18 protein-coding genes are annotated in these 17,341 nt (G+C 72.9%); 6 read left to right on the forward strand and 12 right to left on the reverse strand.

The window, feature by feature from the left end:
* Position 1: 1 nt before the first annotated feature.
* Positions 2 to 940 (forward strand): SMP-30/gluconolactonase/LRE family protein, encoded by a 939-nt coding sequence (locus tag ACFYL6_RS09840; protein WP_387169755.1) that lies wholly within the window; start codon positions 2 to 4, stop codon positions 938 to 940.
* Between the two features lie 132 nt (positions 941 to 1,072).
* A complete protein-coding gene (locus ACFYL6_RS09845) occupies positions 1,073 to 1,942 on the forward strand; it encodes an endonuclease/exonuclease/phosphatase family protein (protein ID WP_387169757.1) in 870 nt (289 codons plus the stop codon).
* A 96-nt stretch (positions 1,943 to 2,038) separates the two neighbouring features.
* On the opposite strand, the gene ACFYL6_RS09850 is transcribed toward ACFYL6_RS09845, so the two are convergent.
* Together ACFYL6_RS09850 and ACFYL6_RS09855 are read right to left on the reverse strand one after the other, a co-directional pair.
* Positions 2,039 to 2,923, reverse strand: coding sequence for an MHYT domain-containing protein (locus ACFYL6_RS09850; protein ID WP_387169759.1), 885 nt, complete (start codon positions 2,921 to 2,923; stop codon positions 2,039 to 2,041).
* A 165-nt stretch (positions 2,924 to 3,088) separates the two neighbouring features.
* Positions 3,089 to 5,890 carry a DEAD/DEAH box helicase gene (locus tag ACFYL6_RS09855; protein WP_387169761.1) on the reverse strand — a complete coding sequence of 934 codons (2,802 nt, stop codon included), beginning with the start codon at positions 5,888 to 5,890 and terminating at the stop codon, positions 3,089 to 3,091.
* Positions 5,891 to 5,976: 86 nt separating this feature from the next.
* Here ACFYL6_RS09855 and ACFYL6_RS09860 point away from each other — a divergent pair, with 86 nt between their 5' ends.
* The gene (locus tag ACFYL6_RS09860) at positions 5,977 to 6,747 is read left to right on the forward strand and encodes an HAD family hydrolase (RefSeq protein ID WP_387169763.1); all 771 of its coding nucleotides are present in this window, start codon (positions 5,977 to 5,979) and stop codon (positions 6,745 to 6,747) included.
* A gap of 18 nt (positions 6,748 to 6,765) precedes the next feature.
* On the opposite strand, the gene ACFYL6_RS09865 is transcribed toward ACFYL6_RS09860, so the two are convergent.
* A complete protein-coding gene (locus ACFYL6_RS09865; RefSeq protein ID WP_387169765.1) occupies positions 6,766 to 7,164 on the reverse strand; it encodes a PIN domain-containing protein in 399 nt (132 codons plus the stop codon).
* Positions 7,161 to 7,466 carry a hypothetical protein gene (locus ACFYL6_RS09870; protein ID WP_387169767.1) on the reverse strand — a complete coding sequence of 102 codons (306 nt, stop codon included), beginning with the start codon at positions 7,464 to 7,466 and terminating at the stop codon, positions 7,161 to 7,163. Before ACFYL6_RS09870 ends, ACFYL6_RS09865 begins: the two co-directional genes overlap by 4 nt.
* Positions 7,467 to 7,567: 101 nt before the next feature.
* Between ACFYL6_RS09870 and ACFYL6_RS09875 the strand changes: the two genes are divergently transcribed.
* Positions 7,568 to 8,485 (forward strand): DMT family transporter, encoded by a 918-nt coding sequence (locus tag ACFYL6_RS09875; protein ID WP_387169769.1) that lies wholly within the window; start codon positions 7,568 to 7,570, stop codon positions 8,483 to 8,485.
* On the opposite strand, the gene ACFYL6_RS09880 is transcribed toward ACFYL6_RS09875, so the two are convergent.
* The 6 genes from ACFYL6_RS09880 to ACFYL6_RS09905 all read right to left on the reverse strand — a co-directional run bounded on the left by ACFYL6_RS09880 (position 8,448) and on the right by ACFYL6_RS09905 (position 13,261).
* On the reverse strand, positions 8,448 to 9,371 hold the full coding sequence (locus ACFYL6_RS09880; RefSeq protein WP_387169771.1) for a diacylglycerol kinase: 924 nt from the start codon (positions 9,369 to 9,371) through the stop codon (positions 8,448 to 8,450). The two genes, ACFYL6_RS09875 and ACFYL6_RS09880, sit on opposite strands and share 38 nt — an antisense overlap.
* Positions 9,372 to 9,509: 138 nt before the next feature.
* Positions 9,510 to 10,463, reverse strand: coding sequence for a twin-arginine translocase subunit TatC (tatC, locus tag ACFYL6_RS09885; RefSeq protein ID WP_387169772.1), 954 nt, complete (start codon positions 10,461 to 10,463; stop codon positions 9,510 to 9,512).
* 17 nt (positions 10,464 to 10,480) lie between these two features.
* Positions 10,481 to 10,795 (reverse strand): Sec-independent protein translocase subunit TatA, encoded by a 315-nt coding sequence (tatA, locus tag ACFYL6_RS09890; RefSeq protein WP_387169774.1) that lies wholly within the window; start codon positions 10,793 to 10,795, stop codon positions 10,481 to 10,483.
* A 159-nt stretch (positions 10,796 to 10,954) separates the two neighbouring features.
* The gene (locus tag ACFYL6_RS09895; RefSeq protein ID WP_387169776.1) at positions 10,955 to 11,200 is read right to left on the reverse strand and encodes a hypothetical protein; all 246 of its coding nucleotides are present in this window, start codon (positions 11,198 to 11,200) and stop codon (positions 10,955 to 10,957) included.
* Positions 11,201 to 11,210: 10 nt separating this feature from the next.
* Positions 11,211 to 12,266 carry a helix-turn-helix transcriptional regulator gene (locus tag ACFYL6_RS09900; RefSeq protein WP_387169778.1) on the reverse strand — a complete coding sequence of 352 codons (1,056 nt, stop codon included), beginning with the start codon at positions 12,264 to 12,266 and terminating at the stop codon, positions 11,211 to 11,213.
* Complete coding sequence (locus ACFYL6_RS09905; RefSeq protein WP_387169780.1) at positions 12,263 to 13,261, reverse strand: helix-turn-helix transcriptional regulator; 999 nt, start codon at positions 13,259 to 13,261, stop codon at positions 12,263 to 12,265. Before ACFYL6_RS09905 ends, ACFYL6_RS09900 begins: the two co-directional genes overlap by 4 nt.
* A gap of 117 nt (positions 13,262 to 13,378) precedes the next feature.
* Between ACFYL6_RS09905 and ACFYL6_RS09910 the strand changes: the two genes are divergently transcribed.
* Positions 13,379 to 14,383 carry a cation diffusion facilitator family transporter gene (locus ACFYL6_RS09910; protein ID WP_387169782.1) on the forward strand — a complete coding sequence of 335 codons (1,005 nt, stop codon included), beginning with the start codon at positions 13,379 to 13,381 and terminating at the stop codon, positions 14,381 to 14,383.
* Between the two features lie 49 nt (positions 14,384 to 14,432).
* Positions 14,433 to 15,518 (forward strand): DUF3866 family protein, encoded by a 1,086-nt coding sequence (locus ACFYL6_RS09915; protein ID WP_387169784.1) that lies wholly within the window; start codon positions 14,433 to 14,435, stop codon positions 15,516 to 15,518.
* Between the two features lie 152 nt (positions 15,519 to 15,670).
* On the opposite strand, the gene ACFYL6_RS09920 is transcribed toward ACFYL6_RS09915, so the two are convergent.
* Positions 15,671 to 15,865: a hypothetical protein gene (locus ACFYL6_RS09920; RefSeq protein ID WP_387169785.1), complete on the reverse strand. Its 195-nt coding sequence runs from the start codon at positions 15,863 to 15,865 to the stop codon at positions 15,671 to 15,673.
* An 80-nt stretch (positions 15,866 to 15,945) separates the two neighbouring features.
* The gene (pafA, locus tag ACFYL6_RS09925; protein WP_357379633.1) at positions 15,946 to 17,304 is read right to left on the reverse strand and encodes a Pup--protein ligase; all 1,359 of its coding nucleotides are present in this window, start codon (positions 17,302 to 17,304) and stop codon (positions 15,946 to 15,948) included.
* Positions 17,305 to 17,341 lie beyond the last annotated feature (37 nt).

Raw genomic sequence — 17,341 nt, forward strand, 5'->3', positions numbered from 1 at the left:
AGTGAACCGCCCCCTCCGCACCACGCTCGGCGGCGCGTTGACCGCCGTCATGCTGGCCACCGTGGCCGTCGCGCCGGCGCAGGCGCACCCCGCCGGGCGGCCGCCGGCCGTCCTCGCCCTCCCCGACGGCTTCCAGCCCGAGGGCATCGCCGCCGCCGGCCGGTACGCCTACTTCGGCTCCCGCGCCACCGGTGAGATCCACCGCGTCGACCTGGTCACCGGCCGGGGCACGACGATCGGCGCGGCCACCGGCACCCCGTCGCTCGGTCTCAAGGTCGACGCCCGTGGCCGACTGTTCGTCTCCGGCGGAACGGCCGGCGACGCCCGCGTGCTCGACACCCGCACCGGCGAGCTGCTGGCCCGCTACCAGTTCGCCACCGCCCCGACGTTCGTCAACGACGTCGTCCTGACCCGCGACGCCGCGTACTTCACCGACTCGAACCGGCCGGTGCTCTACCGGCTGCCGCTCGGTCGCGGTGGGGCGCTGCCGCCCGCCGACGCCTTCACCACCATCACGCTGACCGGCGCGTACGAACAGGTCGGCACCGGCGTGAACCTCAACGGCATCGCCACCACACCGGACGGCCGGGCGCTGATCGTCGTCCAGTCCAACACCGGCACGCTGTACCGGGTCGACCCGCGGACCGGCGCGAGCACAGTCGTCGACGTGCCGGGCCACACCTTCGCCAACGGCGACGGACTGTTGCTGCTCGGCCGCACCCTCTACGTCGTGCAGAACCGTCTCAACCAGATCGCGGTGGTCCGGCTGAACCACGCCGGCACCGCCGGAGCGCTCACCGGCACCATCACCGACCCGAACTTCGACGTGCCCACCACCGTCGCCAAGGCGTTGGGTCGGCTATACCTGCCCAACGCCCGGTTCACCACACCGCCGACCCCCACCACGCCGTACACGGCCGTCGCGGTCCGCGCCCACTGAGCGCGACCCGAGGGGGTACGCGCCGCGCGTACCCCCTCGGTCCACCGCTGTGGATCTCGAACGCCGATCGGCCGCCAGTAGGATCACTGGCACCTCGGCGATGACCGTCGCCTCGCGCCCCCCGGAGTCCGTGTGGCCGCCCGTCCGTACCGGTTCCTGCGTCGAACCATGGCCGTGGGCTGCCTACTCGCCGCCGCCGCACTGCCGGCCGCACCGCCGGCCTTCCCCACCGACGCCACGGACGCCCCGCAGGCCACGGTCCTGCGGATGCTCCAACTGAACCTCTGCAACAGTGGCCGCGCCGGCTGCTACACCGGCCGAGCGATGACCAGGGCCGCCGAGGTGATCACCGCCGAGGCACCCGACCTGGTCACCCTCAACGAGATCTGCGCGGACGACCTCCCCGCCCTGCACGACGTGTTCGAAACCGTTCACCCTGGCCGGACCGTCGTGAGCGCGTTCCAGGCCGCCGGCGACCGCCCGAGCGGCGACGACACCCGCTGCCGCAACGGTCAACGGTTCGGCATCGGGCTGCTGACCCACGTGCCGGCGCCGACCAGCCCGCGCACCGTGTACGCCGGAACCCACCCGACGCAGGACCTGGCGGACCCCGAGGAACGAGCCTGGCTCTGCGTCGACGTCGACGGCGCCCTGCTCGCCTGCACCACCCACCTGTCGGCCACCGGCTACCGCGTCGCGCTGACCCAGTGCGACCACCTGCTCGACACCATCCTGCCGAGAATCAGTCGCAACGCCGGCTACGAGCCCACCGTGCTGGGCGGCGACCTCAACCTGCTCGCCGGCCACGACCCCGACGTGAGGGCCTGCACGCCGCCGGGCCACCAGCGAATCGACGACGGCCGACTGCAACACATCACGGCGACGACCGACATCACGCTCTGCTGTCGCGCCCTGGTGCCCATGCACGGGGCGACCGACCACCCCGGCCTGCTGGCCACCCTCACCATCGACCGCAGCCGGCCCGGCCGCCGGCCGTCCTGACCGCCCGGCCTCCGGGCGCGCGGATGGGGCGGGCGGCAACGCCCGGCCGGCCAGACCGTGCTCGCGCAGCAGGACGAGGCCGCCCACCGCACGGTGTCAGCGCGGCGGCGTGTCCCGGCGGGACGGGAACGGGGTACCCGGCTGGCCGAGGGTGGAGCGGGCGCGCAACCCGACCGGGTCGGGCGCAGCGGTGGGCGTCGGAGCCGCCGGTTCCGAGAGGCGCCGCCCGTCCAGGTACGCGGTGGCGGCCCGGTCGTCGTCGGTCGGGGCGGCGAGCAGCGCGTAGAGCAGACCGACCACCCCGAAGACCACCGCCAGCACGATCGGCACCAGCAGGGTGCTCACCCCGGTGCCGGTCACCTCGCCCGTGCCCTCGTGGCGGTGCACCGACAGGGCGCTCATGCCGGTGAAGTGCATCCCGTTGACGGCGATGCCCATGACCAGCGCGGAAGCGAAGATCGCCAGCCCCCGCCGGACGGTCATCGCGAGCCACAGGGCGACCGTGGACGCCACCAGGGCGATGACCACCGAGAGCACGACTCGGACGGTGTCGTAGCCGAGGCTGCCGTTGAGGCGCATGGCGGCCATGCCGGTGTAGTGCATGGAGGCCACCCCGACACCGGTGAAGACGCCGCCGGCGATCAGTCGGACCGGGTTCAGCCGGCCGGTGCCCACGATGGCCAGGCCGATACCGACCGCCACCACGGCGATGGCCGTGCTGGCCGCGGTCAACGGCACGTCGTAACGGATCCGGGTGTTCTCGACGGCGAAGCCGAGCATGGCCATGAAGTGCATCGCCCAGATGGCGGTGCCGCCCAGTGCCCAGGCCGACAGCAGACCCCACCACGCCCGCTGACCGCTCGTCCCGGCCGTGCGGATGCGACCGGCGCAGACCAGACCGAGGATCGAACCGAGCACGGACAGCGCGTAGCTCAGCGCGGGCGTGATCCACCCGTACTCAAAGTGATTGATCTCCGCCACGGCGGGTTTCTCCCCATTCGTTACCGACGCGTCAACAAGACGCCTCGGCAATGATCAGGGGTGCTGTGATCAGGCGCAACAGTGCCCCCGGGGCTATCCGAGGGGTGCCATTGCGGTGACCGTCCGCTGCGTCGATTACCCGACGAAAATGACCGAGCGTAATGGTCAGGCTGACGTGTGGTATGCGAGAACGCCCCGATTGACGGCCGCTATAGCCTGTCGCGCGGTAGACCGCAGTTCCGTTGTGGCACCACCGGAGTCGGCAATCTGACCGAGCAGGTCGACGACCTGTCGGGCCCACCGGACGAAGTCACCGGCGGGCATCTCACCATCGATCTCGTGACCGCTGCCGAGCACCTTGGCCAGCGCCTCGCCCCGCGCCCACCGGTAGACGGGCCAGGCGAAACCAAGATCCGGCTCCCGGGTCGCGGTCAGCCCCCGCGCCGCCTCGTCGGCCTCGATCTCCCCCCACAGCTTCAGCGTCTCGTCCACCGCGTCGGCCACCGGCCCGCGCGGCAGCGACGCCCGCTCGTCGACATCACGGCGTGCCTCGAACACCACCACGGACACCGCGGAGGCCAGCTCGGCCGGGGACAGCCCGTTCCACACCCCCCGGCGCAGACACTCGGCGACCAGCAGGTCCGCCTCGGTCCAGATCCGGCCCAGCATCCGACCGGCGTCGGTCACCGCGCCGTCGCGGGCGAGGTAACCCCGCTCGGTCAACAACGCCACGATCCGGTCGAACGTCCGAGCGAGGGACCCCGTACGACCACTGACGCGCTCGCGCAACTCCTCGGTGTCGCGCTCCAGCCGCCGACGCCGCTCCGCCCAGCGGGCGTGTTCGTCCCGCTCCGGGCAGGCGTGGCAGGGGTGGTTGCGCAGCTCGGTGCGGAGCTGGGTGATCCGGTGGTCCTCGCCGGTCACCTGCCGGGAACGACCCCCGCGTCGGCCGCCGTGCCGGTCCAGGCCGGTGCCGCTGACCTCGGCGGCGAGATCCCGCCGGGCGCCCGGGGACCGGTGGTTGAAGTGCTTGGGCACCCGGATGCGGGCCAGCACCTCGGCCGGGGTGGTGAAGTCGCCGGGGCTGACCCGCCCGGCCCAGCGGTCCTGCGTGAGCACCAGCGGCCGGGGCTCACCGAACCCGCCCGTCGCCGGGTCCAGCACCACGGCCAGCCCGGCCCGCCGGCCCGACGGCACCCGGATCACGTCGCCGACCCGCAGCCGCTCCAACGAGGCCACCGCGGCGGCCTTGCGCTGGGTCTGCCCCTGCCGGGCGATCGCCTTCTCCCGGTCGGCGATCGCCACCCGCAGCGCGAAGTACTCGTCGAAGTCGCCGTGGTGGCAGGCCGCCTCCGCGCCGTACGCCTCGATGGTCTCGGTGTTGCGCTGCACCTGCCGGGCCAGGCCGACCACCGACCGGTCCGCCTGGAACTGGGCGAACGAGGACTCCAGCAGAGCCCGGGCCGGCTCCGCGCCGACCGTGCCGACCAGGTTCACGGCCATGTTGTACGACGGCCGGAAGCTGGAGCGCAGCGGGTACGTGCGGGTGGACGCGAGCCCGGCCACCTGCCGTGGGTCGACCTCCGGGGACCACACCACGACGGCGTGCCCCTCCACGTCGATGCCACGGCGGCCGGCGCGCCCGGTGAGCTGCGTGTACTCCCCCGGGGTCAGGTCGACGTGCGCCTCGCCGTTGTACTTCACCAGCCGTTCCAGGACCACGCAGCGGGCCGGCATGTTGATGCCCAACGCCAGGGTCTCGGTGGCGAAGACCGCCTTGACCAGGCCGCGGACGAACAACTCCTCGACGACCTCCTTGAACACCGGCAGCATGCCGGCGTGGTGGGCGGCCAGGCCCCGTTCCAAGCCGTCCAGCCACTCCCAGTAGCCCAGGACCGACAGGTCCTCGCCCGGGATGGCGGTGACCCGGGACTCGACGACCCGGCGGATCTCGGCCCGCTCCTCCGCCGAGGTGAGTCGCAGCCCGGCGGCGAGACACTGCTGCACCGCGGCGGCGCAGCCGGCCCGGCTGAAGATGAACAGGATCGCCGGTAGCAGACCCTCCCGGTCCAGTCGGTCGACGATGTCCGGGCGCGACGGGCCACGCCAGCGCGGGCCACGCCGGCCGGCACCGGGCCCCGCGCTGCGCCCCTCGCCCAACTCCAGCCGCCGCGCGGTCTCCCGGGTGTAGCGCAGCAACTCCGGGTGCACGTCGTGCTTGCGGGCGGCGTCGGCGTCGTGGAACAGGTCGAACATCCGCTTGCCGACCAGCATGTGCTGCCACAACGGCACCGGCCGGTGCTCACTGACCACCACTGCGGTCTCGCCGCGCACGGTGACCAGCCAGTCGGCGAACTCCTCGGCGTTGGAGACGGTCGCCGACAACGAGATCAGGGTGACCGAGGCGGGCAGGTGAATGATCACCTCTTCCCACACCCCACCGCGGAACCGGTCGGCCAGGTAGTGCACCTCGTCCATCACCACGTACGCGAGACCCTGCAGGGTGCTGGAGCCCGCGTAGAGCATGTTGCGCAGCACCTCGGTGGTCATCACCACCACCGGCGCGTCGCCGTTGATCGCGTTGTCGCCGGTCAGCAGGCCGACCTGCTCGGCGCCGTACCGGGCGACCAGATCGTGGTACTTCTGGTTGGACAACGCCTTGATCGGCGTGGTGTAGAAGCACTTGCGCCGAGCCGGCGGGGTCGTCGCGTCGGCCGCGGGCACCGGGTCGTCGGGCCGCCCGCGTAACGCCAGGTGGACGGCGAACTCCCCGACCACCGTCTTACCGGCACCGGTGGGGGCGCAGACCAGCACACCGCTGCCCCGCTCCAGCGACTGACACGCCTCCCGCTGGAAGTCGTCGAGGTCGAACCCCAACTCGAGGGCGAACTCGTTCAGCGCCGGAAACTGTGCGGCTTGTGCGGCCTTGCGGCGCGCCGCTGCGTACCGCTCGGCGGGGCTCGACATGACACCAAGATTAGTGCGTGCCGAGTCACACCACCCCACAAGGCCGTCCGGAGGCGCGGTCGGAGGCGGTCGGTAGGGTGCACGGCGTGCCGGACCATGCCGAACCGCCCCAGACCAGTCCGCCGGGCACCGCCGACGCGCCCGCCGCCCGCCGGGCGTCCCGACGCCCTGTCAAGGCGGTGCTCTTCGACTTCCACGGCACCCTGGCCCAGGTGGAGGATCCCCGGCAGTGGGTGCTGGAGGCCGCGGCGGCGTGCGGTGTCACCCTGGACCGGGTCCGCGCCACCTCGCTGGCCGACCGACTGCTGACCGCCGGCCGCGCCGGCGGGCCACTGCCGGCGCGGGTGCCACCCCGACTGGCCGAACTGTGGGCCGACCGGGACCTCTACCAACACGCCCACCGGGGCGCGTACACCGGGCTGGCCGAGACCGTGGACGCCGGCATCGACGGCTTCGCCGACGCGCTCTACGAGCGGCTGCTGACCGCCGAGGGCTGGCTACCGTACGCCGACACCGCCCCCACGCTGACCGCGCTGCGCGACGCCGGGGTGCCGGTGGCGGTGGTCAGCAACATCGGTTTCGACCTGCGGCCACACTTCGACGCCTGGGGGCTGACCGACCTGGTCGGCGCGTTCGTACTCTCGTACGAGGTGGGGCGCTGCAAACCCGACCCGGCGATCTTCTGGCGGGCCTGCGGGATGCTGGGCGTCGACCCCGAGCAGACGCTGATGGTCGGTGACACCCCGGCGGACGCGGGCGCGGTGGCCGCCGGCTGCTCGGTGCTGGTGCTCCCGGCGGCCGAGCCGGGCCGGGAGAACGGGCTGGGCGCCGTGCTCGACCTCGCCCTGCCCGGCTGACCGGCGGTTGGGGTGCCGTCAGTCGGGAATGTGAATCACCGGTAGCTCACCGTCGCCGTACCGGTCCTCCCCGGTGAGGATCGAGGCGTCGTGTTCGAGGACGGCCAGCGCTGTGCTGGCCAGATCGGCACGTCCCGTCACCGTCCGCCAGAAGCTGAGTTCGTGCCGGGAGTGACCCTCGGTCGAGAGCACCTCGCAGGCGTCCAGGTTCAGCAGTCGGTGCAGGGTCGCCCGTTCCTTCGGATCGCTGACGATCGCCAGCGCCTCCGCCGCGGTCACGGCGGTGACGCCAAACCTGTTGCGGTCCTGGATGACCTCGTGCAGCGGCTCCCCGACGTGCACCGATCCCGCCAGGTACGCCAGCAGTGCCGACCGGTCCAGCACGAGCCGGACCGGGCGGTCGTCCTCGGGGCTCACGCCGCCGGTTGTTCGAGCGTGCCGTCGGCGCCCAGCGCGTGCTGGCGGGCCCGCTCGCGAAGGGCGCTGCGGCGCTCCGGCGACCAGTCGGCCTCCACGGCAGCCCGGCGGGCGCGTGCCTCGGCCACGCCCTGCTCGGTGATCGGGATGCCCTGGTGAGCCAGCTCCGCGTCCAGGGCGTCCAGCCGCATCCGGTCACGGACGGCCTGGGTGATGTAAGCACTGGCGCTCGACTCGCGCTCCAGGCGCTCAGCCACGTCGGGTGGCACGGAGATCGACAGCTTCCGCATCGCGCCGGTCATACCAGGGACCGTACGCCGGTAGCACCACGTTGGCGAACACTTACGGCCGTGTCGGCAGGTGGATACCGCCGCAAGGTGGCCGAAGCGGACGGCCTACCGTCGTGCCCGTGACGGACACCCTGCTGCCCACGCCACGGTCGGGCGAGACGCGACCGGCCGGGCGCGGTGGCGTCGCCGCCGTGGGGCTGGTGCTCGGCGGGGCCCTGTCGGTGCAGTTCGGCTCCGCCGTGGCCGCGCTGCTCTTCCCGCGCACCGGGGTGGCCGGCGCGGTGACCCTGCGGCTGACCATCTCGGCGGTGCTGCTGCTCATCGTGTGCCGGCCCCGACTGCGCGGGCACGACCGGTCGGCCTGGCTCGCGGCCGGCTCGTTCGGGCTGGCGCTGGCCGGCATGAACTCGCTGTTCTACCAGGCCATCGAACGCATTCCGCTGGGCCCGGCGGTGACGCTCGAGGTGCTCGGCCCGTTGGCGCTGTCGGTGTTCTCCGCCCGACGACTGGCCAGTTGGGGCTGGGCGGGGCTCGCACTGGCCGGGGTGGCGCTGCTCGGGCAGGGCGGCTTCGACCGGCTGAACCCGGTCGGGGTGGCCTTCGCGTTCGGCGCGGGCGCCATGTGGGCGGCGTACATCGTGCTGAGCGCCCGGGTCGGCGGCCGCTTCCCCGGCGCCGACGGGCTGGCCCTGGCGCTGACCCTCGCCGCGCTGGTCACCCTGCCGCTGGGCATCGTCGACGGCGGTGCGGTGCTGCTCGACCCACCGGTGCTGGCGCTCGGCACCGCCCTCGCGGTGCTCGCCTCCGGGCTGCCCTACACCCTGGAGCTGCTGGCGCTACGGCGGATGCCCACCGCCACCTTCGCGGTGCTGATGAGCCTCGGCCCGGCCATCGCCACGCTCGCCGGGTGGCTGGTGCTGCGGCAGGCGCTGACCCTGCTGGAGTGCGCCGCCATCGTGCTGGTCATCGCGGCGAGCATCGGCGCGGTACGGGTCAACGCAGCAGCCGCAGGGCGCCCGGAACCGCGCTGACCGTCACCGGCAGCTCCAGGGAGCGTTCCCCGTCGGCGTACGAGGTGATGCCCTCGGCGGCCAACTCCACGGTGCGGGCCCGGAAGCTGCGCACCAGCGGGTGGCTGACGTGGGTGCCCTGGTAGATGCGCGGCTTCACCCGGATGAGGGTCCGCCGGTTGACCCGACCCGCCACCACCACGTCGAGCAGCCCGTCGGTCGGGTCCGCGTCGGGGCAGATCCGCATCCCGCCGCCGTACGTGGGGCAGTTGCCCACCGCCACGAGTACCGCGTCCAGGTCGTGCGGCACCCCGTCGAGGCGCAGCGTGTAGCGCCGTGGGCGCAGCCGGGCCAGCTCGACGAGGATCGCCAGGTCGTACCGGCGCGGGCCGCGTGGCCAGCGCATCCGGTTGGCCCGCTCGTTGACGATCGCGTCGAACCCGGCCGCGAGGACCGCCCCGAACCAGCGCTCGACGCCGTCGACCCCGACCATCCGGGCCAGGTCGATGGGTTGACTGCGGCCGTCGCGCACCGCCTCGGCGATCACCACCGCCGCCGCGAGAGGGTCGGCCGGGAAACCGGTGTCCAGGGCGAAGTCGTTGCCCGTGCCGGCCGGGATCGGGCCGAACGGCACGTCGGTGCCGGCGACCGCCTGCAACGCCCGGTGCACGGTGCCGTCCCCACCGACCGCCACCAACGCGCCAGCGCCGTCGGCGACGGCGGCCCGGCACGCCGCCTCCGCCTCGCCGGGACTGGACGCCGGCAACAGCCGGACCGGCCGCCCGGCGGCGGCCAAGGCGTCCAGCAGCCGGGGCAGCAGGGCGCGGTGCCGACCGCGACCGGCGGTCGGGTTGGCGAGCACGGCGACCGGGCCGGGCCGGTGATCGTCTGCGGTCACGGGCAGCACCGTACCGGTCGGACACCCGCCGTTCACCAGGGGCAGGCGCCGTCACCATCGGTTCCGCCGCCGGCGCTCGACGTGACGCGACGACGCCGCCCCCGAGGAAACGGGGACGGCGTCGGTGGACCGGGCGGCGCGGGGCCGTCAGGTCATGTCGTCGTAGCGGCGTTCGATCGGCGCCGGCTTGGCGATCGGCTCGGGTACGCCGATCGGCGCGGTCGAGTCGACCCGCTGCCCGGCCACGACCGGGTCCGCGTCGAACTCCAGCGGCGACACCTCGTCGTCGTCGATGCCGGCGTAGATCTCCTTGCCCCGCCCACGCCGCCGGTCGTTGAGGAAGGCGACGCCGACCGCGGCGAAGTAGAGCGCCGTCAGGCAGAGCGCCAGAGCGGTCATCCCGAACGGATCAGGGGTGGGGGTGACCACGGCGGAGAAGGCGAAGAACACGAAGATCGCCACCCGCCACCAGCTGAGCAGTCGTTTCGCGCTGGCCAGGCCGACGAAGTTGAGCATCAGCACGATCAGCGGGAACTCGAACGCCACCCCGAACAACAGGATCAGGTTGGTGACGAACGAGATGTACCGGGTGACTTCCAGATTCGTCGAGATGTCATCGCCGGACACGTTCAGCAGGAACTCGAGGCCCTTGGTGGTGACGAAGAAGGCCAGCACCGCGCCGGCCGCGAACAGTGGCGCGGCCAGCGCCGTGAAGATGTACGCGTAGCGCCGCTCGTGCCGGTGCAGACCCGGCGCGATGAACGCCCACAGCTGGTAGAGCCAGATGGGGGCCGCGATGACCAGGCCCACCCACAGACCGATCTTCAGGTTCAGCAGGAAGACGTCCGCGACACCGAGCTGGACGAATTTGCACTTGCCCGAGACCGGATCGATCGAGGCGTCGAGGCTGCAGTACGGCTCCGACAACAGGATCCGGACCGGCGTCGCCAGCCAGATGCCGACGCCGAAGCCGATCATGATCGCCAACGAGGCGCGGAAGAGACGATTGCGCAGCTCACGGACGTGCTCGATGAGCGTCATCGACCCGTCGGCGGCCCGTTCGAACGCCTTTGGGCTGCGTTTACGCAGTGCGAAGGCCACGGTCGGGGGCCCTTCGGTCAGTTGTCGCGGACGCGGTGCACCGGGTCGACGACCGGCTGCTGCGGCGGCGCCTGCTGGTACGGGGCCTGCTGCGGCTGGCCAGCGTATGGCGCCTGCTGCCCGACGTGCGGCGGCAGCGGCTGGTAGCCGGCCTGCGCGTCGGCCTTCTCGGCGAGGTCGCGGTCGTCGTCCTGCAGGCTCTTGGTCTCGGCCTTGATGATCCGCAGCGACCGACCCAGCGAGCGGGCCGCGTCGGGGAGCCGCTTCGCACCGAAGAGCAGGATCAGCACAACCACGAGAACAGCGATGTGCCACGGCTTGAGGGCACCCATGAGAAGCTCCAGTCGCTCTGTGTCCGGGGGGTGGTACGCAGCCCATCGTACGTGCGGATCGGCTGCCCGCCACCCACTGGGTGGTGGTGGTCTGGGCGGAAGGGTGAAGTCTTGACCAACCCGCGATGATCCGTCAACCACCGCCGGGCGCGTGCTCGGTCAGCCGCGCTTGGCCTTGATCACCGCGAGCCGTCGGGATGTGGTGTCGACCCGACGTTGAACGTCCTCGGCACGCTGTTGCAGCGCCTCGGCGGTCTCCCGCAGCGCCTCGGCCTCGACGGCCCGCCGCTGCAACGCCACGGCGGCGCGGCGCAGTCGGGGCAACCGGGCCAGTACCGGGCGCACGGCCAGCGCGAGCGCCACGAGGGGTAGCAGCACCACCGCGAGCACGATCCAGATCAGCACGGCGGTCAGCCTACTGGGTGCGGCCGGCCACCGCCGGGTCACCCGACGGGGCGCGCTGCGGGTCGACCTCGGTCGGCAGGGGCACGGCCGTGGGCGCGGGCACGGCGTACGCGTCCAGTGCGGCGGCCGCCGTCGCCCGCACCTGCTCGGCCAACTCGACCGGGGCGACCACAGTCACCTCCGGGCCGAGGCCCAGCACGAACCGGCGGGCCCAGCCCAGGTCGGTGACCCGCAGGGAGACGAGCCACTGGTCGCCGTCGCCGGCCTCCACCCGCTCACACGGGTAGTACTCGGTGATCCACCGCTCGCTCCGACCGATACGCAGGGTGATCAGCGGCAGGTCGGCCGACGGGCGGAAGACGCCCTCGGTGAGGTCGTGCGGGACGGCCTGCGGCGGCACCGTGGCCGGCTCGTCCAGTTCGGTGATCGCGTCGATCCGGTCGGCGCGGAACAGCCGAACGGCCTCGGCACGCCGGCACCACGCCTCCACGTACGCCCGGCCGCCGACCATGAGCACCCGCAGCGGGTCGATGACGCGCTCGGTGGTCTCGTCCCGGGCGGCCGTGTAGTAGGTGATCCGCAGGGCCTTGCCGCCCTCCACGGCGGCGCGCAGCGCCTCGACCCGCCGGGTGTCCCCGGGCAACCGGACCGCCACCGGGGCGCCCACCAGGTCACCCGCGTCCTCGATCTTGGCGAGGGCCCGTTCGACGGCCTCCCGGTTGGCCACCCCGGGCGTCTCGGCCAGCATCCGCAGCGCCACCACGAGCGCGAGGGCCTCGTCGGGCGTCAACCGCAACGGCCGGTCGATGCCGGCGTCGTAGGTGATGGTCACCCGGTCACCGTCGAACGCCATGTCGATCAGGTCACCGGGCCCGTACCCGGGGAGCCCGCACACCCAGAGCAGCTCCAGGTCCTCCCGGAGCTGCCGCTCGGTGACGCCGAGGTCACCGGCCGCCTCGGCGATCTCGATGCCGGGCCGGGCCAGCAGGTAGGGCACCAGGTTGAGCAGTCGGGCCAGCCGGTCGGCGGACGCGCGGGAAGCGTTGCGGGAGGCCGGGCGGGTCACCGGGCACCCCCGCTGGCGGCCAGCTCGTCGTGTCGCACGGCGATCTCCTTGAGTCGTTGGATGACCGCCTCGCGGACCTCCGGTGGGTCGAGGACCCGCACGTCCGGGCCGTAGCCGACGAGGTGACCGGCCAGCCCGTCCGGGTCCGCGTACGGCAGGACCAGCCGGTCGCCGTCCAGCCCGGCGGTCACCTCCACCGCCCAGCGGCGCAGCCCGGCGGCCCGCCCCGGGACGGCCAACACGGTGGCCCGGCCGGTGCGCTCCACCGGACCCGACCAACGGGCCACGTGGCTGATCAGGTCGACGTTGGCCGGTGGCTCGTACGCGCCGGGGGCACCGGTCACCCGGACGGCGCCGACGACCCGGGACAGCCGGAAGCAGCGGGTCGCCTCCCGGTCCTGGTCGTGGCCGACCACATACCACCGGCCGCGCCAGCAGACCACGCCCCACGGTTGCAGCCGCCGCCGGCTGGGCGCGTCGCGGTCGGGCACCCGGTAGTCGAACCCCACCTCGCGGCGGTCCCGAGCGGCGGCGGTCAGTGGCGCGAACGCCGGGTCGACCGTGACCATCGGCTCCAGGCCGAGGGTCGCCTGCGGGTCCACGTCCACCCCGGCGGCACGCAGCTTGGCCAGCCCCGACGACGCGGCGGCGGCCAGACCGGCGTGCTGCCACAGCCGGGCGGCGATGCCGACCGCGGCGGCCTCGTCCGGTTCGAGGAGGATGTCGGGCAGCGCGTACTCGCGGTGGGCGATCCGGTAGCCGGGCTCCGCGTCGAAGGCGCTCGCCGTGCCGGTCTCCAGTGGCACGCCCAGCTCGCGCAGCTCGGCCTTGTCCCGCTCGAACTTGCGCTGGAACGCCTCGTGGTCGCGCGCGTCGTCCGGATCGTGCTCGTAACCGGGCACGGTCGCGGCGATCTGCGCGGCGGTCAGGAACCGTCGCGTGGACAGCAGGCAGATCACCAGGTTGACCAGGCGTTCGGTGCGGGTCCGCGACACGCGGTAGACGCTAGCAGCCGACACGCTCACACCGTGCACCCACGCGGGCGTGCCGCACACTTGTTCGGATCGGGCCTCCCCCGGCGCGCCGCCGTTCCCGGTCATAGGGTGATCCTCATGTCGCAAGCGGACGCCAGGCCCGAGAGCGAGAGCGTCGGCACGGTCGTCGTCGCCGGTGCCGCCAACCTCGCCATCGCGGTCGCCAAGCTGATCGCCGGGCTGATCTCCGGATCCGCCGCGATGCTCTCCGAGGCGGCGCACTCGGTCGCCGACACCACCACCGAGGTGCTGCTCTTCCAGGCGCTGCGCCGCGGCGCCCGTCCGGCCGACCAACGACACCCCTTCGGGTACGGCAAGGAGAGCTACGTCTGGGCGTTCTTCGCGGCCATGTTCACGTTCGTCGCCGGCGCCGGTTTCGCCGTCACCCACGGCGTCACCACGATCCTGGTGCACGAGCACAGCGGCGACTACCTGATCTCGTACATCGTGCTCGGGGTGTCGTTCGCCATCGAGTCGGTCTCACTGGCCCGGGCCGTGCGGCAGGTCCGCCGCGAGTCACGACGCTGGGAGACCACGCCCCGGCGGTTCCTGCGGCTGACCGCCGACACCACCGTCAAGGCGGTCTTCCTGGAGGACAGCGCGGCCCTGGTCGGTCTGGTGCTGGCCGGGCTCGGCGTCGGCCTCTCGCACGCCACCGGCGACGAGGTGTGGGACGGCGTCGCGTCGATCCTCATCGGGCTGCTGCTGCTGACGGTCGCCGGGGTCCTCGCCGGCAACAACCTGTCGCTGCTGGTCGGCCGGGCCGTCCCGGAGCGGCTACGCCGCGAGATCGAGCGGGAGCTGGCCGGGCTGCCCGAGGTGGAGCGCATCGACACCCTGTTGACCATGCAGCTCGGCCCGCAGGACATCCTGGTCGCCGCGAAGGTCGACTTCCGCGACCAGGCCACCGGCGCGCAGATCGAGGCCACCGCCGACGAGGCCGAGCGGCGGCTCACCGACCGGTACCCGGAGATCCGGTTCGTCTTCCTCGACCCCACCCGTTCGCTGCCGGGCGCCACCGGCACCGCCCGGCGCACCCAGGCCGGGCCGAGCCCGGACGCCGGCGGCCCCGAACCGACCTGAACCACACCCCGGCGCGGGCCGCCCGGCCCGCGCGGCTAGCGTGCCCGTCATGGTGCGATGGCGTACGGGGACGGTGGCGACGCTGCGACGGCAGTGGACCGGGGCGGTGGAGCTGGACGTCGACCTACCCGACGGCACGCGGATGCGGGCGTTGGCCTACCCGGAGCTGGTCGGCACGCCGGAGCCCGGCGACCGGGTGCTGCTCAACGCCGGCGCGTTGCTGATGGGGTTGGGCACCGGCGGGTACGCCCTGGTGGTCGCCCTGCCCGACCGGCTGCCGCCGGACCCGCCGGACGTCGCCGACACCCGCGACGCCGGGCACCTGGTCAAGGCCCGCTACACGCCGTTGCAGCCGATCCTCCTCGGCGTCGACGAGGAGGCGTCCCCGCACCGCGACGTGCTGGCCGACGCGGACGACCTGGGCGGCCTGCCGGTGGTCACCGCCGACCTGCACTCGGCGCTCCCGGCGATCCTGGCCGGCATCCGGGCCGACGCCCCGCGGGCGCGGGTGGCGTACCTGCTCACCGACGGTGGGGCGCTGCCCGCCTGGTTCTCCCGCACCCTCGCCGGGCTGCGGGCCGAGCTGGCCGGCACGATCACCGTCGGGCAGGCGTTCGGTGGCGACCTGGAGGCCACCACCCTGCACGGCGGTCTGCTCGCCGCCCGGTACGTGCTCCACGCGGACGTGGCGATCGTGGCGCAGGGACCGGGCAACCTGGGCACCGGCACCCGGTGGGGCTTCTCCGGCGTCGCCGTCGGCGAGGCCGTCAACGCGATCGCCACGCTCGGCGGAAAGCCGGTCGGCTCGTTGCGCATCTCCGACGCCGACCCCCGCCCCCGGCACCGGGGCGTGTCACACCACAGTCTTACCGCGTACGGCCGGGTGGCGCTCGCCCCGGCGGAGCTGGTGGTGCCCGAGGACCTGGCGCCGTCCCTCGCGGCCGAGGTGCACGCGGCGCTGGCGCCCCTTTCGGCCCGGCACCGGATCGTCCGGGTGCTCACCGACGGTCTCGACGCCGCGCTGCGGGCCAGCGCCGTGCCGCTGTCCACCATGGGCCGTGGCTTCGACGCCGACCGCGCGTACTTCCTGGCGGCAGCCGCCGCCGGCCGCCACGCCGTAACCCTCCTCCCCTAACCCCCAGGCCCCGGGCCCCGGGGCCGCCCACCCCGGTTGATCATGAAGTTATTGCCCGCCGCCCCGGCGTGTCATGGCAACAACTTCATGATCGACGCGCGCTGGGGTGGGGGCAGGACACGGGGGTGGGGGGTGGGGTGGGGGGTGGGGGGTTAGGCCAGGAAGATGAGGGCTAGCCAGCCGCCCACGATGAGCACCAGGGCCAGGGCCAGCACCCACGTCGGCACCGTGTACTCACCGCGCCGGTTACGGTCGACCTCGGCGCGGATCTTCTCGCGCCGGCGTTCGACCCAGTTCTGCCGCTCGGTGCCGCGGTCGGAGGGGTCGGAAGGTCCAGAAGTCGTCATGGCGCGCTCAGCTTAACCGCTCAGTACGCCGGGCTGACCGGCCCCGTCGGCGCAGCGCACCGCCGGGGCCGGCAACCCGCTCACATGCTGGCGATCAGCCGCTCCACCCGCTCGTCGTACGCCCGGAACGGGTCCTTGCAGAGCACGGTGCGCTGCGCCTGGTCGTTGAGCTTCAGGTGCACCCAGTCGACGGTGAAGTCCCGGCGCTTCTCCTGGGCGTGCCGGATGAACTCGCCCCGCAGCCGGGCCCGGGTGGTCTGCGGAGGGGTCTCCTTGGCCTCGAAGATCTCCGGGTCGGTGGCCACCCGGTCCACCTCGCCGCGGCGCTCCAGCAGCCCGTAGAGGCCCCGCCCACGGCGCACGTCGTGGTACGCCAGATCCATCTGCGCCACCCGGGGGTGCGACAGCGGCAGGTCGTGCTTGCGCTGGTAGCGCTCGATGAGCCGCAGCTTGCTGACCCAGTCGATCTCCCGGGAGACCGGCTCCAGGTCGCCGGTCTCCACCGCGTTGAGCACCCGGCCCCACAGCTCGACGACCCGCTTCGCGGCCTGGTCGCCACCGCGTCGCTCGACGAACTCGGTGGCCTTGGAGAGGTACTCCTGCTGGATGTCCAGCGCGCTGACCTCCTTGCCGTTGGCCAGCCGCACCTTGCGCCGGCCGGTGATGTCGTGCGACACCTCCCGGATGGCCCGGATCGGGTTCTCCAGGGACAGGTCGCGCATCACCACCCCGGCCTCGATCATCCGCAGCACGATGTCGGCGGTGCCGACCTTGAGCAGCGTGGTGACCTCGTTCATGTTGGAGTCCCCGACGATCACGTGCAGCCGCCGGTAGCGCTCGGCGTCGGCGTGCGGCTCGTCGCGGGTGTTGATGATCGGGCGGCTGCGGGTGGTCGCCGAGGAGACGCCCTCCCAGATGTGTTCGGCCCGCTGCGAGAGGCAGTAGACCGCGCCGCGGGGGGTTTGCAGGACCTTGCCGGCCCCGCAGATCAACTGCCGGGTGACCAGGAACGGGATGAGTACGTCGGCGAGCCGGCCGAACTCGCCGTGCCGGGAGACCAGATAGTTCTCGTGGCACCCGTACGAGTTGCCGGCCGAGTCGGTGTTGTTCTTGAACAGGTAGATCTCACCCGCGATGCCCTCGTCGTGCAGCCGCTTCTCCGCGTCGACGAGCAGGCCCTCCAGGATCCGCTCGCCGGCCCGGTCGTGGGCCACGAGATCGGTCACCGAGTCGCACTCCGGTGTCGCGTACTCCGGATGCGACCCGACGTCCAGGTAGAGCCGGGCTCCATTGCGCAGGAAGACATTGCTCGACCGGCCCCAGGACACCACGCGACGGAACAGATACCGCGCGACCTCGTCCGGGGACAGCCGCCGCTGCCCGCGATAGGTGCAGGTGACGCCGTACTCGGTCTCGAGGCCGAAGATTCGCCGCTCCATGGTGTGACATTAGCCGCCCGGAGGCCCGGTTCGTCAC

This window comes from Micromonospora sp. NPDC007208 (assembly GCF_042869175.1).
Taxonomy (GTDB): Bacteria; Actinomycetota; Actinomycetes; order Mycobacteriales; family Micromonosporaceae; genus Micromonospora; species Micromonospora foliorum.